14 protein-coding genes are annotated in these 16,053 nt (G+C 73.6%); 9 read left to right on the top strand and 5 right to left on the bottom strand.

All coding sequences use genetic code 11. The features are described 5' to 3' along the window. Positions 1–255: 255 nt before the first annotated feature. Positions 256–1,620, bottom strand: coding sequence for an alpha/beta hydrolase (locus ACFCY1_RS01960; RefSeq protein ID WP_375873188.1), 1,365 nt, complete (start codon positions 1,618–1,620; stop codon positions 256–258). Positions 1,621–1,688: 68 nt separating this feature from the next. On the opposite strand from ACFCY1_RS01960, the gene ACFCY1_RS01955 reads away from it, so the two are divergent. The 4 genes from ACFCY1_RS01955 to ACFCY1_RS01940 all read left to right on the top strand — a co-directional run bounded on the left by ACFCY1_RS01955 (position 1,689) and on the right by ACFCY1_RS01940 (position 6,218). Further along, on the top strand, positions 1,689–2,306 hold the full coding sequence (locus tag ACFCY1_RS01955; protein WP_375873187.1) for a TetR-like C-terminal domain-containing protein: 618 nt from the start codon (positions 1,689–1,691) through the stop codon (positions 2,304–2,306). Between the two features lie 157 nt (positions 2,307–2,463). Further along, positions 2,464–3,858, top strand: a complete 1,395-nt coding sequence (locus ACFCY1_RS01950) for a tetratricopeptide repeat protein (protein WP_375873186.1) — start codon at positions 2,464–2,466, stop codon at positions 3,856–3,858. Next, the gene (locus tag ACFCY1_RS01945) at positions 3,855–4,886 is read left to right on the top strand and encodes an LD-carboxypeptidase (RefSeq protein WP_375873185.1); all 1,032 of its coding nucleotides are present in this window, start codon (positions 3,855–3,857) and stop codon (positions 4,884–4,886) included. Before ACFCY1_RS01950 ends, ACFCY1_RS01945 begins: the two co-directional genes overlap by 4 nt. Before the next feature lie 105 nt (positions 4,887–4,991). Then, positions 4,992–6,218 (top strand): alpha/beta hydrolase family protein, encoded by a 1,227-nt coding sequence (locus ACFCY1_RS01940; protein ID WP_375873184.1) that lies wholly within the window; start codon positions 4,992–4,994, stop codon positions 6,216–6,218. A gap of 12 nt (positions 6,219–6,230) precedes the next feature. Here the strand turns inward: ACFCY1_RS01940 and ACFCY1_RS01935 are convergent, their stop codons facing one another. Further along, complete coding sequence (locus ACFCY1_RS01935; RefSeq protein ID WP_147409168.1) at positions 6,231–6,410, bottom strand: hypothetical protein; 180 nt, start codon at positions 6,408–6,410, stop codon at positions 6,231–6,233. A 215-nt stretch (positions 6,411–6,625) separates the two neighbouring features. Between ACFCY1_RS01935 and ACFCY1_RS01930 the strand changes: the two genes are divergently transcribed. Both ACFCY1_RS01930 and ACFCY1_RS01925 read left to right on the top strand, forming a co-directional pair. Beyond that, positions 6,626–7,816: a pentapeptide repeat-containing protein gene (locus ACFCY1_RS01930; RefSeq protein ID WP_375873183.1), complete on the top strand. Its 1,191-nt coding sequence runs from the start codon at positions 6,626–6,628 to the stop codon at positions 7,814–7,816. Positions 7,817–8,022: 206 nt separating this feature from the next. Then, positions 8,023–9,165, top strand: a complete 1,143-nt coding sequence (locus ACFCY1_RS01925) for a hypothetical protein (RefSeq protein WP_375873182.1) — start codon at positions 8,023–8,025, stop codon at positions 9,163–9,165. Between the two features lie 60 nt (positions 9,166–9,225). Here the strand turns inward: ACFCY1_RS01925 and ACFCY1_RS01920 are convergent, their stop codons facing one another. Both ACFCY1_RS01920 and ACFCY1_RS01915 read right to left on the bottom strand, forming a co-directional pair. Then, positions 9,226–9,936 carry an alpha/beta fold hydrolase gene (locus tag ACFCY1_RS01920; protein ID WP_375873181.1) on the bottom strand — a complete coding sequence of 237 codons (711 nt, stop codon included), beginning with the start codon at positions 9,934–9,936 and terminating at the stop codon, positions 9,226–9,228. Positions 9,937–10,101: 165 nt separating this feature from the next. Beyond that, the gene (locus tag ACFCY1_RS01915; protein WP_375873180.1) at positions 10,102–11,487 is read right to left on the bottom strand and encodes an aspartate aminotransferase family protein; all 1,386 of its coding nucleotides are present in this window, start codon (positions 11,485–11,487) and stop codon (positions 10,102–10,104) included. A 118-nt stretch (positions 11,488–11,605) separates the two neighbouring features. On the opposite strand from ACFCY1_RS01915, the gene ACFCY1_RS01910 reads away from it, so the two are divergent. The 3 genes from ACFCY1_RS01910 to ACFCY1_RS01900 all read left to right on the top strand — a co-directional run bounded on the left by ACFCY1_RS01910 (position 11,606) and on the right by ACFCY1_RS01900 (position 14,910). Then, positions 11,606–12,355 (top strand): SDR family oxidoreductase, encoded by a 750-nt coding sequence (locus tag ACFCY1_RS01910; protein WP_074005568.1) that lies wholly within the window; start codon positions 11,606–11,608, stop codon positions 12,353–12,355. 304 nt (positions 12,356–12,659) lie between these two features. Continuing rightward, positions 12,660–13,187 (top strand): hypothetical protein, encoded by a 528-nt coding sequence (locus ACFCY1_RS01905; RefSeq protein WP_147409167.1) that lies wholly within the window; start codon positions 12,660–12,662, stop codon positions 13,185–13,187. Positions 13,188–13,359: 172 nt separating this feature from the next. Next, complete coding sequence (locus ACFCY1_RS01900) at positions 13,360–14,910, top strand: AMP-binding protein (protein ID WP_375873179.1); 1,551 nt, start codon at positions 13,360–13,362, stop codon at positions 14,908–14,910. A gap of 229 nt (positions 14,911–15,139) precedes the next feature. Here the strand turns inward: ACFCY1_RS01900 and ACFCY1_RS01895 are convergent, their stop codons facing one another. Further along, positions 15,140–15,991 (bottom strand): helix-turn-helix domain-containing protein, encoded by an 852-nt coding sequence (locus ACFCY1_RS01895; protein WP_375873178.1) that lies wholly within the window; start codon positions 15,989–15,991, stop codon positions 15,140–15,142. Positions 15,992–16,053: the final 62 nt, after the last annotated feature.

The raw sequence follows: 16,053 nt of genomic DNA, 5'->3' as shown, positions 1-16,053 counted from the left end.
GTCAGAGACAGGCAGCCTCACCCGCCGCCGGCGCACGAACACCAGTCCTTGGACTCTAGGTGCCATCGGGGTTTGCACACAATTCACCGCATCGGGTGACATCCCCGGCACAGCGGCCGCGCCCCTGCGGCCGCCCGCAGCTGCCCCCCGGCAATCCCGCCCCGCACGAGAAGTCGACCCCGCCGACTTCCTGTGCAGAGCAGTCTCCCCCGGCACGGCCGCCGGCGGTCCACCCCGTACGCGGCTGCCGGGCCTTCACTCGTGGTCGCGCAGGAAGGCCGGAATCCCCTCGCGGGTCGGGGAGTTCGGCAGGGGCGCCGGCTCGCCCTGGAGGAACGCGCCGATCACGGCCGCCGCCCGGTCGTTGTTGCCGTCGAGGCCGTTCCACATGTGGTGCCCGACCCCCGGCATGAACTGGGTGCGCTGGATCGCGGGGTCGGCGGCGAGGACGGCGGTCGCCCACTGACGGACCTGCGAGGAGCACTCGGCGATCATCAGCATCGCGGGGGTCCGGGACCGCCCCAACTGCGGTGCGATGGACGCCGAGTCCCGGACCGTCCGCTGGACGCGGAGGCTGGCGGCGGGGCTGAAGGAGAAGTTCCGCGCGCTGTCCTCGACGGGGATGCGGTGCGCGTCGCGCGCGCAGTAGGCGGATGCGGTGTCACCGCCCAGGTCGGCGGCGGTGAAGGCGTTGTCGCCCTCGGCCTGTCCGATCAGCCCGGTGCCGGGGCTGAGGAGTCCGAGTCGCAGCAGGCCGAACGCCACCGCGTAGCGGGGGACGTGCGTCGACCGCGGCCCGGTCGGGTCCGGGGCGAGGCCGCGCGCGGATTCGCGGCCCTGGTGCCCGGCGATCCGCGCGGTGGGGCCGTCCATCGGGCCGGGTTCGGCGATGACCGCCCGGTGCACGCGCGCGGCGGTTCCGGGATCGGCCAGGGCCCGGGTGAGCACGACCGCGCCCGACGAGAACCCGAGGACGTCGACCGCGCCCGCGCCCAGGCGGTCGACGAAGGCGCCGAGGTCGCGGACCGACCGGTCGGCCGTGTACTGGTCCATGGGGAGCAGGCCGCTGCGTCCGCCGCCGGGCTGCTCGTAGGCGTAGACGTCGTAGCCCTGCCCCGCCAGGAGTTGCAGGAACCGGTGGTCGAGCAGCGAAATGCCGCGCACCGGACCGCCGTTGAGGTACACGAGCGGGACGGGGTGCCGGGGGCCGGGCCCGGCGGGCGGGTAGTGGTACACCGCGACGCTGCTGCCGGTGTCCAGGCTCCAGTGCTCCGTGGCCACGAACGGCAGGTCCGGCGGGTACTGCCGGGCCGTGGGCACGGTCGGGACGCAGACCGGCGCCGTCAGCGCCGCCGCGACGACCACCGGCAGGAACGGCACGAGCCGGGCCGCCCGGGTGCGGCTCCGGCCCCGGTCCCGGCTCCGGCTCCGGCTCCGCCACCGTGCGAGGGCGGTCCCGGCCGCGAGGACCGGCAGCCAGGCGGCGAGCCCCGAGCCCGCGCCGTCCGTGAGGACGACCAGGGCGAGGAAGGCGAGGACCGACGCCAGGACGGCGGCCAGGGCCGACAGCGAACGGGCGGCGCGGCGTAAGAGGGTCGCGGGCAGGGCGAACGGGGACAAGGTGGAGCCCTCCTTGTTTCGTAACGCTGTTTCAAAACGACGTTATCAAAGGCGGTAGGCTCCCCGTCATGGGAAGGCCGAAGACGAACGACGAGACCGTCGGAGAGCGGCTCGTGGCGTGCGCGACCGAATGGCTCGCCACCCGCCCGCAGGAGACCGTCACCGTCCGGGCCGTCGCCGCGGCCGCCGGGACCTCGACGACGGCGGTGTACTCCCTCTTCGGCGGCAAGGACGGACTGATCTCGGCCGTCCGCGACCAGGCCGTCGCCGGCCTGTTCCGCGCCGTCGCGGACGTACCCACCTCCGCGGACCCCCTCGCCGACATCTACGCCCTCGCCACGGCCTACCGGCACTGGGGGCTCGAACACCGCCACCTGTACACGGTGCTGTTCGGCGGGGTGCAGTCCTTCAAACCGTCGGACACGGTCGGCACCAGTGACCCCGTCCGACCGCTCACCGCCGCGATCGACCGGGCCGTCGCGGAGTCCGTCCTCGACGGCCCGGCACCCTCGATCGCCCTCTCGCTCTGGGTGACCCTGCACGGGCTCGTCACCCTCGAACTCGCCGGAGCCCTCGACGCCCCCACCGCGCGGGCCGCGTTCAAGTCGACGATCCACGCCGCACTGCGCGGCTGGACGACCCCCGCGGTGTTCCGCGGACTCCGCGAAGCCGAACCCACCCCCTGACGGGCCCGCCCCGCGCGCGCGAGAAGTCGGACCGGCCGACTTCTCGTGCACGCGGGCGGTGGACGCCGAGGGCTTGCCCGTACGGTCCGGCCCCGGTCCGCCCCTGGGCAGGGGCGAGCCCAGGGCCGCTGTCAGTAGCGGTTCGTACGCTCCCCGCGTGAACATCGACGACCTCTCCTGGCAAGCGCACAACCTCGGCGGCGTCCACCCGCGCATGGCGCAGACCCTCCTCGACCTGGGCCAGGTGGAGCTGCTCGCCCGGGCGGCGCAGGAGCGCGGGGACTGGAACTGCGCGAAGGCGGCGGCACTGGAGCTGGGCACGGCCGGGGAGTTCGATCGGGCGCTGGCACTCCTGGACCCGTTCACGGACATCGGCTGGCGGGCCGCCGAGTGGGCCACCGCCGAGGTCATGATCCGGCAGGGCGAGGCCGACGAGGCCCTCGCGATGGTGCGCCCGGACGCGGCCGAGCTGGACGACGCCCACGTGTGCGTGCGCTACGCCGAGTTGTCGGCGAAGGCCGGGCGGATCGACGAGGCCATCGAGGTGCTCACGCCCCACCTCGGGGCGTCCTGGCCGCTGTCGTGCCTGGTCGAGGCGACCGAGGGCCAGGGAGCGGACGACCAGGTCCTCGACGTGCTCGCCCAGGCCGCGGAGCGCGCGGGGACCGAGCCCACGGACTCGCTGGAGCGGTGGCAGGTGCTGCTCCTGACCGCCCGGGTCCTGGAACGCGCCGGGCGAACCGACGAGGCCGTCCAGACCCTGCGCACCGAAGCGGCCGCCGGCCGGCACCACCCCGTCAACTTCCCCGAGTACCAAGCGGAACTCCTCGCCCGGCAGGGCCTGATCGAGGAGCTGGCATCCCTCGCCGCCGACCAGCCCTACGCCGCCTTCGACGCGTACGCGAAGGCACTGGAGGACGCGGGGCGCGCACCCGAGGCCGAGACCCTGCTGCGCGAACGCATCGAGGCCCACGACCTCTCGAACGACCGCGCGGCGCTGATGGACCTCCTCGTCCGCCAGGGCAGGATCGACGAAGCCGTCGAGACCGGCCGGCCCACCTTCGACTACTACGACTGCGGGAACCTCCTCCACCGGACACTGGACCTGCTCGTCGACGACGGCCGCCCCGACCGCGCGCTCGAACTCGTGGAAGGGCTCACCGGCCCGTACGCCGAAGGGCACCCGGACGACGTCCTTCAGCTGCGGCTCCGGCTGCTCGGCGAGGCCGGCCGCTGCCCGGAGGGCATCGCGGAGGCCACCGCCCTCAACGAACGGCAGCCCGGCGCGTGGGACACCTCGCTGGCACGGCTGCTGGAACTGGACGGCCGACTGGAGGAGGCCATCGCGCTCCTCCGCGCGTCCACCCACTACCGGGCCACCCTCGACCTGGCCGACATGCTGCTCCGGAACGGCCGCCCGGCCGAGGCCCTCGCCGCCATCCCCACCATCGCCGAGGAACGCGCGGCCGCCGAACGGCGGGGGTGGTGGCAGAACCCTTCCGGCGAAAGTCGGGTGACCCCGCCGACGGCGGCGGCGACACTGGCGCCATGACTGGTTCCGCACCGCCTCGACTGCTTCGACCGCGTGCCCTGGCGCCCGGAGACCTCGTCGTCATCGCCGCGCTGTCCGGTCCGCTGCCGCCCGCGTACGAGCCCAACGTCGAGCGGACGGTGGCCGTGCTGGAGCGGATGGGATTCCGCGTGCGCCGGGCTCCGCTCCTCGAAGCGGGCCGCCGCCACTGGTGGAGCGCGGCCACGCCGGCGGAGATCGCCGGGGAGCTCAACGCCCTCCTGCGCGATCCCGAGGTGCGCGCGATCGTCGCCAGTGACGGCGGCCAGACGGCGCTCGGCTACCTCGACCTGATCGACGTCGAGGCGATCAGGGCCGACCCCAAACCGATCCTCGGCTACAGCGACATCTCCCTGCTGCACCTGGTGCTCCACGCGCGCACGGGCCTGGTCGGGTTCCACGCCGACATGGCCGTCCCCGGCTTCGGCGGACACTGGCGGTCCGCGCCCGCGGCGCGCCAGGCTGAACTCGAGGCGCTCTACGCCAGGTTGCTGACCGGCACCGAGGCGATCGGCGCACTGCCCGCGAGCCCGTCATGGGAGTGCTGGCGTCCCGGCCGTGTCGAAGGGCCGCTGATCGGCGGGTTGATCAACCGGATCGTGCTGGCGCAGGCGACGCCCTTCGCGCTGCCGCTCGAACGGTTCGACGGCGCGGTGCTGTTCTGGGAGGAGATGGGCGGCCTGGCCTCGTACGTGTGGAGCTACCTGCACGTGATGCGGCACAGCGGCATCCTCGACCGGATCGCCGGCATGGTCGTGGGCGTCCCGCGCGAGATCGGCGGCCTCGAACCCGGCGCGTCCCCGACCCTGCGCGAGATCGTCCTCGACGTCCTCGGGGACCGTGACATCCCGGTCCTGGGCAACGTCGACTTCGGGCACGCCGGCCCCAATCTGCCGATGCCGGTCGGCGTCCGCGTCGGCCTCGACGCGCGGCAGCGGACGCTCGCCCTGCTCGAACCGGCGGTGGAGCCCCACGAGCCGACCAAGGGAGCCCCGCGCCGCACGACGTAGCCCCGGCGTATGACCCGGTACCCCGTGGGGGCTACGAACGACAACAGGACGGTTACCTCAACGGGTTGATCCGACACGGAGCCTCGGGACCCTAGCGTCTGTCCCATGAGACGCAATCGCCGTATCAGCGCAGTCGCGGTGCTGACGCTCGCCGCCCTCACCACCGGAACCGGCGCCGGGTTCGCCGCCACGGCCGGACCGTCGGCCGCACCGGTGGTCGCACCGGTGGCCGCACCGGTGGCCACGCACGCGTTCGACACCGCACCGGCCGCGGCCGCCGCACCCGCGCGGACCTTCCAGGGCGCGCTCCCCGCGCCGACCGGCCCCTACGCCGCCAGCGAGGACGTCATCCACCTCACGGACACGAGCCGCCTCGACCCGTGGGTGCCGTCATCCGGCCCCCGCCAACTGGCCGTCACGATGGTCTACCCGGCCGTCCCCGGGACCGGGACCCCGGCCCCTTACATGTCCCTCGGCGAGGCAACCGGAATCGTCCAGCGGCAGAACCTGCCGGCGAGCTCCGGCATCACCCCACAGACCATCGCCGGAGTCACCACGCACGCCTTCGACGGCGCGCGGCCGCAGCCCGGCAAGTATCCGCTGGTGGTCCTCTCACCCGCGTACGAGGACCCGCGCGTCACGCTCACCGCGCTCGCGACCGACCTCGCCAGTCACGGCTACGTCGTCGCGCTCGTCGGCGACACCTACGAGGACAGCGGCGAGACGCTGGCGAACGGCCAGACGACGCCGTGCGCGATCTGCGGCGACCCGTCGCGGATCGACTCCATCCCCACCAACCGCGCGCGGGACGTGTCCTTCCTGATCGACCAGTTGACGCACGGCAATACCGCGTGGCGCCTGGCACACCTCATCGACAAGCACGAGATCGGCATGGCCGGACACTCCATCGGCGGAGCGGCGGCCTCCGCCGCGATGGTCGCCGACCCGCGCGTACGGGCCGGCGTGAACATGGACGGCGCCTTCAAGCCGGTCCCGACGCCCGGCCAGATCAACCGGCCGTTCCTCATGCTGGGTACGCCCGACAACCACCCGGCCGGTGGCGGCGACACCACGTGGGGGCAGGCCTGGGACGCCCTCGGCGGCTACAAGAAGTGGCTGACGGTCGCCGGCGCCGACCACTTCAGCTTCAGCGACCTGGACCTGCTCCACGAGCAGGCCGGGTTCCCGGCGCCGCCCCTCTCCCCGGCACGCGGGGTGGAGATCACCCGCGAGTACGTGACGGCGTTCTTCGACCGGACGCTGAAGGGGATCGACGGTCCGCTGCTGGACGGCCCCTCGCCGGACAATCCGGAAGTGGTCTTCCAGCGCTAGCGCGGCGCCGGACTAGCCCCGCTGGGCGACCAGCCAGGCGAGCAGGCCGGTCACGGTGGCGCCGCCCGCCGCCGTGGCCATGCCCCGGACGAAGTACAGGGCGACGGTGCGCCGGACGACCCGCCACCGACGGCGCCGTCCGGCCACCTCGCCACTCCGTCCCGCCCCACCGGGCCGACCGTGCTCGAACATCGCGCTCCTCCTCATCCCTTGGACGGCCGCCTCTCACGGCCTGGATCAACCCTGGCGGCGGACGGAGGCAGCACCGCGCCCGGTCGATGAGACCGGATGAAACAGGAGGCCTGCCGCCAGGAACCCGCGTTCAACTGACAGAACCGCCCCGCCACTTCATGATGGACCGACAGTTACGGACGAAATCTGACAGTCCATCGAGGGGTAGCGCAGCCTTGGCGGGAATCGTCGTTCCGACCAGCGAGAAGCTCCCGCCCGGGCCACGCAGGGACCTGGTCGAAGCCCTGCACGGGCTGTACCGGGGCGCGGGCAAACCCAGCCTCCGCGAGATCTCCCTCGGCATCAAGCAGCGCGACGAGCTGCCGACGACGGTGAGCCACGACACCGCGAGCCAACTGCTGCACGGCGTGGCCGTACCCGCCTGGGCGCGGGTGGAGTCCATGGTCCGGTACCTGGCCGGCACCGCCGTCGGGCGGCAGAAGCCGGACCCGGAGGACGAGGTCGAACGCTTCCACCGGCTCTGGCTGGCCGCCGACGACGCGGACCCGGCCACACCGGCACGGCCGCCTGCGGTGGACAAGGACCTGTGGGCGGAGCTCCGGTCCACCGATCCGGAGCGCCGCATCGCCGCCCTCCACCGCCTGGAACGCCTGGCCTGGCGCAACCCGCCGCGGGAACAGGAGGACCCCGCCCGGCCGTGGCTGTCGATGCTGGCCGACTTCCTCCGGGAAGCCCGCCCGCTCGGGGAGTCCTCCGGTCCGGAGTCGGCTCGGTTCGAAGACCTCCAGGTTGCGGTACTGATCCTGGGCCGTCTTCCCGAGCAGTATTTCGGCGACCCTTTCGACCTCACGCGGCTCGATCTCCGGAACCTGGTCTGGGACGGCGCCCGGCTCTGGAACGCCGACCTGAGCGGGAGCCTGCTGTCGGGCAGTTCCCTGCAGTACGCACAGCTTGCAGAGGCCCAGCTCGTGGAAGCGACGCTCACCGACGTCGATCTGGAACACGCCGACCTCGCCCTGGCCGACCTCATCCGGTGTGACCTGTCCGGCGCGACCATGCGGGGCGTCAGAATCACGAACGCGGATCTGTCTTACGCCATCCTCTCGGGGACGAACCTGGCGAGCGCTTCGGCTCACCAAGCCGTACTGTCGGGCTGCAAGGCCGAGTACGCCGACTTCCGCTACGCGGACCTGCACAAGGCCAGTTTCAGACGGGCCGTCCTGACGGGCTGCGTGTTCGAGCACGCCAAGCTCGCGGGAGCAGACTTCACCGGCGCGGAACTGAGCAGCAGTCCCTTCTTCGGGGCAGACCTTTCCGGAGCGCTCTTCACCGTGCGCGGTTTGGCGCAGGTTGTATTGACGCCCGACCAGCTGAAGTCCGTCAAGGTCGTGCCCGATCCCGACTGACAGACCTCCGGCTCAAGCAGCTCACGCGCGGGAGATCGGCCCCGCCGACTTCCCGCGCACCCCAGGTCAACTCCTGGTGAATCCCCGCAGAGCCCTTCCCCTCGCCCACGCGGCCGCCCGTCAACAGCACAACCGTCCGGGATTCCCGATTCGCCACCGGTGGTAGGCACTTCCTCGGTCATTCCGATCGGAACGGGGGTCGTGCCGTGCTGTGGTTCGAGTCGGCGGTGTTCGCGCTCTTCCCGCCCTTCGTGGCGGGGGTGCTCTACCCGATCGCCATGGGGGTGCTCGACTTCGCCGACACCTGGAAGGGGTGGTGGATCCCGCCATGGGTCGCCGGACGGGTCTCGCGCGCCGTCCTCCCCGGTGCGGCCGAGCTCGGCCGCTTCGGCGACAGCCTGCACGCGCCGGTGTCCTCCTCCCCGGCAACGCTGCGGGAGCACTGGCGGCGAGGAGTCCGGAGGTCCGGCGGCATCGACACCTGGCTCCTGGTCTTCGCCCTCATCCCCTCGGCCGTGTTCGGATCGCTCGCCGCGGCCGGACTCGACCTCACCGTCCGCCCGAGCGCTGCGGACGATCCGGCCTTCGTCCGGAACAACACGCTGCCGTTCTTCTCGCTCTCCGCGGGCCTGGGCAGCGCGGCCTTCCTCTGGCTCCACCGGTCCGGTCAGCTCTACCGGAGGCGGATCGGCGAGAGCCTCCCGCTCACCTCGGCGGTCGAACTGGCCAAGCTCCTCCGCCGGTGCCAGCAGGCGGCCGACGGCACCCTCCCGCTGCTGGAGCTGGACCGGCACGTCACCCGCTACACCAACCGGCTCGGGTGGTTCGCCGCGTACGGGGTCGATCGCGAACGGCGCCGCGACACGCTCCGCCCGCACATCGCCAAGGTGCAGCAGGCGCTGGAGCGGGAGGCGTCGAACGTCCTGCGGGACGGCCCCGCCGCCGTCCCCGGCCTCGCTCGGCTGGTCGCCACCCTGCTCGACCGGTCGGTGCAGGGCCGGTGGATGGGCCTGCTGGACGAGGCGGACCTTCCGCCAGAGCCGGTCGACCTGGTCGCCGGCCGCGAGGACAGGCACGATCGGCTGGTCGTCCTGGTCGGCAGCATTGCGGCGGCGGGCATCGTGGGCGCCGCGGCCTTCGCCGACCTCCCCGCATCGGTGGTCGCTCCCGCCGCACTGACCGCCCTCATCGGCCCGGCGGTGATGTGGGGCAGCGAGAAACTCAGCGGCACACGCCGGTTGTTCGACGCCCAGACGGCCGGCCTCAGCAGCGCCGCCGCCCCCACCCCCGCCCCCGCAGAGCCGGGCCCGCCCATCCCCGAGCAGCCCGCACCCGCACCGGCCCCCTAACGGGTTCGCCCGGTCGCGCGGGACGTCGGCCCCGCCGACTTCCTGCGCGGTGCGGGCCCGCTACAGCGCCGCCAGGTACGCCTCCAGGCGCTCGGCCAGTTCTTCCGGGTGGCCGAGCATCGGGAGGTGGTCGCCCGGCATCTCGTCCGGCCGGAGGCCGAGCCGGTCCTGGACGAGCCGGCGCAGGAAGGCGGGCGGGAAGAAGCGGTCGCCGGTGGCCAGCAGGAACCTGGTCGGCACCTGCGGCCAGGCCTCCAGGGGCCACGGTGTCCCGAACGGCGTGGCCGACTGGCGTCGCCCGTGCTCGGTGAGGAGTTCCTCGGCCAGGGCGGGCGGGGTGTCGTGCAGGAAGAGGGCGCGCTCGTCCTCCTCCGCGCCCTCCGCCACGCCCCTGCCGCGGTCGGATTCGCGGCGGGCCTCCGGGTAGCCGGTGTTCTCCCACCACGCGCCCGGCGTCTCCCCCGGCGCCGGCACCTGGGCCTGGAGCATGACCAGCAGGTCCACCGGCAGCCGGGCGCACACCAGCGGGCCGGTGAAGCCGCCGAAGGAGTGCGCGACGACCACGAGCGGGCCCGTCCGGTCGCTGGTCGGCCGTTCAGGAGCCACCGCCGCCACCACCGCGTCCGCGTACTCGGCCAGCCCGGCCGTGTCGTCCTCGCACGGCAGGTCCGGCGCGACCACCTCGTGGCCCCGCCCCCGGAGCTCGGCCGCCAGCGGCTCCCAGCACCAGGAATCGGCAGCCGCGCCGTGGATCAGCACGAACGTCGCCATGGAACAGTCCCCCTCGTACGCCGGTCAACTCCGGTTTCCCGGAACTCCCTTGCCGCGCGCGAGCCTACGACCCGCCTCCGACAATCACCGGTGGACCCGCCCGCCTCCGCCCGGCCGCGCGCGGGAAGTCGGCCCCGCCGACTTCCCGCGCACAACAGCGCCGGCTCACAGAGTGCGGAACGCGCCCTCCACGGCTTCGCAGGTCTCGTCCAGGTCGTTCTCCGTCACGGCGGCCGAGACGAACCAGCAGGCCATCCCGTACGCGTTGACGTGGATCCCCCGGCGGAGCAGCTCGTGGCGGAACGCGTGGTGGCGGGCCTGGTCGCTGCGGAGCAGGTCCCGGTAGTGCCGGGTCGGCTCGCCGTCGGCGGTGAACACCACCTGGAACATCGCCCCCACCCCCTGGACCGCGCAGGGGACGCCCCGGTCCCGGGCGGCCCGCCGGACGGCCTCCATGATCCGTCGGCCGCTCTCCTCGACGTGCTTCACGGTGTCCGGCCGGTTCAGCCTGCGCAGCGTCACCAGCGAGGCCGTCGCGGACAGCGGCGAGGCGTTGTACGTGCCGCCGTGCTTCACCCGTCCCTCGGCCACCGGCTCCATCACCTCGCGCCGCCCCGCGAAGGCCGCGATCGGCAGGCCCCCGCCGAGCGCCTTGGCGTAGACGGCGAGGTCCGGCACGACCCCGAACAGCGCCTGGGCGCCGCCGGGGCCGGTGCGGAAGCCGGTGCAGACCTCGTCGAAGACCAGCACGATGCCGCGTGCCGTGCACTCCTCCCGCAGCAGCGCCAGGTATCCCGGCGCGGGCATGGTGCAGGCGTTGTTGGCGACGATCGGTTCGCAGACGACGGCGGCGAGTTCGCCCCGGTGGGCGTCCAGGACCGCGCGCAACACCCCCGGGTCGTTCCACGGGCAGACCACGACGTCGCCGACGACACCGGCCGGGATGCCGGCCGAGTGGGGCACGGAGCGCGGCGCGCCGTACGGCCCGGCCTCGACGGGGTCTGGCCGGTTGGAGACGGCCAGGGTGTCCGACCAACCGTGGTAGTGGCCCTCGAACTTGAGCACCTTGGACCGCCCGGTGTACCCGCGGGCGGCCCGCACCGCCCCCTGCACCGCCTCGCTGCCCGAGTTGGCGAACCGGACCAGTTCCGCGCAGGGCACCATCTCCCGGATCAGCTCGGCGAGTTCGACCTCCACCGTGTTGCAGGTGCCGAACATCGTGCCGGCGCCCAGGACGGCGCCGAGCGCCTCGGCGAGCTGCCGGTCGGCGTGGCCCAGCACGGCGCTCCCGTAGCCGGCGAGGTAGTCCACGTACGTGTTGCCGTCGACGTCCCGGACCCGCGCGCCCGAACCGCCCACCAGGTAGAGCGGGTAGGGGTCGGGGCCGGTCGAGGTCAGCCGGGCGGAGGAGCTGACGCCGCCCGCCAGTGACTCCTTGGCCCGCTCGAACCACTGCCGGCTGCCGTCGGTCCGGCCCGGTACCGGGTCGGGGACATCCACGTGCGCCGGGCTGCGGCCGTTCGACTGCGCCGCCGGGTTACGGCCATTCATGTGCGACTCCTGTTTGGTCGAGGGTTGTCCGGGCACGCTCGGGGTGCCCTTCGTCGGGACGGGTTCCTGCCGGACGGCATCGCGAGCAGAGCAGGGCAGAGCAGAGGGGACGTGGGGCATGGCGGAGCGGACGGCGGTCGTCACCGGGGCGGGGCGCGGCATCGGGCGGGCGAGCGCGCTGGGCCTGCTGGCGGACGGCTGGACGGTGGTCCTGGTCGGCCGCCGCAAGGAGCCGCTCGCGGAGACGGCCGGGCTCGCCGCCCCCGCCGACCGCGACCGCGCCGTCCCCTTCCCCGCCGACATCACCGACCCGGTGGCCGTGGACGGCCTGTTCGAGTTCGTCGAGGAACGGTTCGGACGGCTGGACCTCCTGTTCAACAACGCCGCCGACGTCATGCCGTACACCCCGACCGAGGACGTGGCCGTCGAGGACTGGCACCGCGTGATGGACTCCATCGCCACCGGCACCTTCCTCTGCTCGCGCGCGGCCTTCCGGATCATGAAGCGTCAGACCCCGCGCGGCGGACGGATCATCAACAACGGCGCGCCTTCCGCACAGACGCCCCGCCCGGACTCCGCCGCCTTCACCGCCGCCAAGCACGCGGTGGCCGGGCTGACCCGCTCGCTGTCCCTGGACGGCCGCCGCCACGACATCTCCTGCGGCCAGATCGACATCGGGAACGTGACCCCGCCCGACCACCCCCAGCCGGCCGTCCTCCAGGCCGACGGCTCACGGCGGGTCGAACCGACCATGGACGTGCGGCACGTGGTCGACATGGTGCGGACCATGGCCGGACTGCCGCTCGGGGTGAACATCCAGTCCGTCCTGGTCATGCCCAGCGCCATGCCGTACGTGGGCCGCGGCTAGCGCCCGTCTTCCTAGGCCGACCGGGCGCCGCGCCGCCCCCGCACGGAACGTCGCGACACCGCCCTGACCCATGTCCCGTCCCCCGTCCGGTTGCCGCTGCCGTTCGACCGGCGTCGACCGCGGTTCACCGGGCCGTTGCCCGGATGTCCCCGCGACGCCGCCGAAGCCGACGCCCCGAAGCTTCTGTCCCACCCCGGCCCGAAGCAATCCGCCGACGCGGCGAACGGCCGAAAAGTCGTCTCCCCCTCCCGCGGTGCCCCTCGCGGCGCGATCATCGTGCCGACGCCCGGTCACCACCAGCCCGTTGGGGGAGCCCTTGTTCCGCGACACCCGCCCGCACGGCATCCGCATACCGACGCACCGCGAGACCGCCGAGGAGTGGGGCGAGCAGATCGCCGTGCTCCGCGACGCCCCGCGCGGGTGGCGCTTCCTGCTGGGGCGGCTGTCCTCCGACGGCTACCTCTGCCACCTCGACCTCAACTACCACCTGGACGGCGAACTCGTGGCCGTCGTCCAGACCTCGCGCCCCGTCCCGTCCGGCCACCGGGTGGGCTCCCTCACCACCCCGCGGTCCCAACTCTCCACCTTCCTGGCGAATTCGGACCGCCTCGACCCCCGCATCCACCTCGCCCCGCCGGACGGCCCGCCCACCCCCGGCGAGGTCCGGCTCCACGGCGTCCCCGTCCCCGTCGAGGTCCACCGCAGCCACGGCTGCCGCAGCGCCCTGATCTCCCGGCTCCCCTCTCAGCCCGGCTACGCGATCGTCACCGCCGCGACCGAGCACTGGGCCGCCGCCACCGACCTCGCCCTCCGGCCCCCGGCGGCGTTCTGACCGCGCGGGCCCCTCAGCGGGTGTGCGCCCCGAAACAGGCGGGCGCCCACGATCATTCCCCTGTCCGGGTGACGGACGATCACATTCGGCCCTCCTCGGCAGTTCCCGGACCAGGGGCGGAGGTTGGGGTTAGCCTGTGGACATGGTTGCAAACTACAAGGAAGAAGTAGCCATGCCCGACGCGGAGTTCGTCAGCGGTCCCGCTCTGATCCTCCAGTCCCTCGCCTCCGATCCCGACCGGCAGGCCATCGTCACCGCCGACGGCGCCGAGATCACCGCCGGCGACTTCGCCGCCGCCGGCTACCGCCTCGCCCACGAGCTGATCGCCCGGGGCACCGCCCTCGGCACCACCGTGACCCTGCTGACCGGCAACACCCCCGAGGCCCTGAGCGCCCGGTACGCGGCGGGCCTCGCGGGGGCCCGGGTGGTGAACCTGTACGACGGCATGAGCACCCCGGTCCTGGCCGAGATCACGGCGAGCGTCGACACCACCGTGCTGCTCGTGGACGCCGAACGGTACGCCGAGGCAGCCGAGTTGCTCCCGCTGATCGACGTGCCGACCGTCCTCACCCTCGGCCCCGGGCCCGGCGGCGACCCCGCCGCCCTCGGCGAGGACGTCATCGCCGCCTCCGCCCACCACCCCGCCGAACCCCCGGCCGTCCGGGTCGGGCCGGAGGACGACCTCAGCATCCGCCACACCGGCGGCACCACCGGCATCCCCAAGGGCATCCTCAGCCTGCACGGACCGTACCGCCACATCTTCGACGCCCCGATCGGCAGCGACCCCGCCGCCGGCGCGCCCCGCCTCCTCGCCGCCACCCCGCTCGCCCACCTGGCCGGCATCTTCGCCGACCTGACCATCCAGCACGGCGGCACGGTGGTCCTCCAGCGCTCCTTCGAGCCCGGCGCGGTCCTGGCCGCCATCGAGCGCGAGCACATCACCGACCTCTGGGTGCTGCCGCCGCTGCTCCACCAGCTGCTCGACCACCCGGCGATCGGCCGCACCGACCTGTCCAGCCTGCGGTACCTCTCCTACGGGGGCAGCGCCGCCTCACCGACCCGGATCCGCGAGGCGCTCAAGGTCTTCGGGCCGGTCCTGGTCGGCCTCTACGGGATGTCGGAGGCCCAGCTGATCTCCTTCCTCACCCCGCAGGAGCACGACCGGATCGGCCCCGGCGGCCAGGTCCCGGTCGGCCGGCCCGTCCCGGGCGTCGAGGTGGCGATCCGCTCCGACGACGGCACCGACCTGCCGACCGGCGAACAGGGCGGGATCCACCTGCGCTCCGACGCCGTCATGGCCGGGTACTGGAAGCGGCCCGACCTCACCGCCGCGGTGCTCCGGGACGGCTGGCTGAACACCGGGGACGTCGGCTACTTCGACGAGGACGGCTACCTCTACCTCTCCGACCGGGTCAAGGACCTGATCATCGTGGTCGGCGGCCACGTCTACCCCTCCGAGGTGGAGGACCTCCTCCTCACCCACCCGGCGGTCGCCCGCTGCGCCGTCTTCGGCGTCCGCGACGACCAGGAGGCGGAGCACGTCCACGTCGCCGTCGTCCCCGCCCCGGGGCAGCGGCCCGACCTGGACACCCTCCGCGCGTTCGTCACCGATCGCAAGGGGCGGATCTTCGCCCCCGAGGTGCTGCACCTCGTGGACGAGATCCCGCTGACGCCCGTCGGCAAGCCGGACAAGAAGCGGCTGCGCGCGGCCGCCACGGCCTGAAGGCCCGCACCCGCCGGACCGCACCCGCCGGACCGCAGCGGGCGCGGCGGCCGGGGTGCGCGGCCGCACACCGAACCGGCACCGGTCCCCACGGGAATCCCCACCCGGCTTCACCCCAAGGTGGGGTTTGGCTCAACACGCCACGGGCCCCGTGCCGAGAAGCCAACGGGGTGGCGGCGCTGAGGGCCGCCACCCCGTCGGCTTCTCCCCCTTCTCCCCTTCTCCCCCGCTACGGCCGCCGCGACCGCGCCAGCGCGTCGAGCGCCGCCGCGGCGGCCGGGTCCGGGCCGGGGGTGTAGACCTCCAACCGGTGGTCCGGCCGGTCGGGTTGGAGCCACACCTGGTACGTCACCTCCAGCGGCCCGACCGCCGGATGGTCCAGCGTCCTGCTGCCGAAGGTGCACTCCCGCACGTTCCCGCCCGCCCACCAGGCGGCGAACTCCGGGCTCTTCATGCTGAGTTCGCCGATCAGCCGGGCCAGCTCACGGTCCTCCCCGTACCGCCCGGCGACCAGCCGCAGGTAGCCGACGTGGGTGCGGGCGTAGTGCTCCCAGTCCCGTTCGAGCTCGCGGGTGCGCGGGTCCAGGAACAGCAGCCGGCTCATCGACGGCCGGGTGGCCGGATCGTCCGGCGCCCCGTACGGGAGGTGTCCGGCGAGCAGCGCGTGGCCGAGGCGGTTCCAGGCGAGCACGTCGTTGCGGCGGCCGAGCAGCAGGGCGGGCACGTGGTCCAGCGAGGCGAGGAGGTGCGCCGAGCGCGGGTCCGGCTGCTCGACCGGAGGGCGGCTCCGTACGGCCCGGGGCGGGCGGCGGGCGAGGTCGCCCAGGTGGGTGCGCTGGGTGGCGTCCAGGCGCAGGACGCGGGCGATCGCGTCGAGCACCTGGTCCGAGGCGTTGGTGCTGCGCCCCTGCTCCAGCCGGGTGTAGTAGGCGACGCTGATGCCCGCCAGCCCGGCCAGCTCCTCCCGGCGCAGCCCGGCCACCCGCCGGTGCTCGGCCGGCACGCGCAGGTCCAGCTCGGCCGGGGTGACGGCGGCGCGGCACAGGCGCAGGAACTCGCCCAGCTCGCTGTTGGCTCCCATGCCCACCGAGGCTACGGCGGAAGGTTTCCGCAGGCCAGCGCCGTGGGTGACCCTCCGAGGAG

Source organism: Kitasatospora sp. NPDC056273, assembly GCF_042268845.1.
Classification (GTDB): Bacteria; Actinomycetota; Actinomycetes; order Streptomycetales; family Streptomycetaceae; genus Kitasatospora.
Note: the sequence above shows the minus strand (reverse complement) of the source record. Positions and strands in the feature narration are given on the sequence as shown.

What these genes read in the sequence shown, in the direction of transcription:
- ACFCY1_RS01955 (WP_375873187.1), top strand. Translation starts at nt 1,689, where the DNA reads ATGGGAAGGCCGAAGACGAACGACGAGACCGTCGGAGAGCGGCTCGTG.
- ACFCY1_RS01945 (WP_375873185.1), top strand. Translation starts at nt 3,855, where the DNA reads ATGACTGGTTCCGCACCGCCTCGACTGCTTCGACCGCGTGCCCTGGCG.
- ACFCY1_RS01940 (WP_375873184.1), top strand. Translation starts at nt 4,992, where the DNA reads ATGAGACGCAATCGCCGTATCAGCGCAGTCGCGGTGCTGACGCTCGCC.
- ACFCY1_RS01935 (WP_147409168.1), bottom strand. Translation starts at nt 6,410, where the DNA reads ATGTTCGAGCACGGTCGGCCCGGTGGGGCGGGACGGAGTGGCGAGGTG.
- ACFCY1_RS01920 (WP_375873181.1), bottom strand. Translation starts at nt 9,936, where the DNA reads ATGGCGACGTTCGTGCTGATCCACGGCGCGGCTGCCGATTCCTGGTGC.
- ACFCY1_RS01915 (WP_375873180.1), bottom strand. Translation starts at nt 11,487, where the DNA reads ATGAATGGCCGTAACCCGGCGGCGCAGTCGAACGGCCGCAGCCCGGCG.
- ACFCY1_RS01910 (WP_074005568.1), top strand. Translation starts at nt 11,606, where the DNA reads ATGGCGGAGCGGACGGCGGTCGTCACCGGGGCGGGGCGCGGCATCGGG.
- ACFCY1_RS01900 (WP_375873179.1), top strand. Translation starts at nt 13,360, where the DNA reads ATGCCCGACGCGGAGTTCGTCAGCGGTCCCGCTCTGATCCTCCAGTCC.
- ACFCY1_RS01895 (WP_375873178.1), bottom strand. Translation starts at nt 15,991, where the DNA reads ATGGGAGCCAACAGCGAGCTGGGCGAGTTCCTGCGCCTGTGCCGCGCC.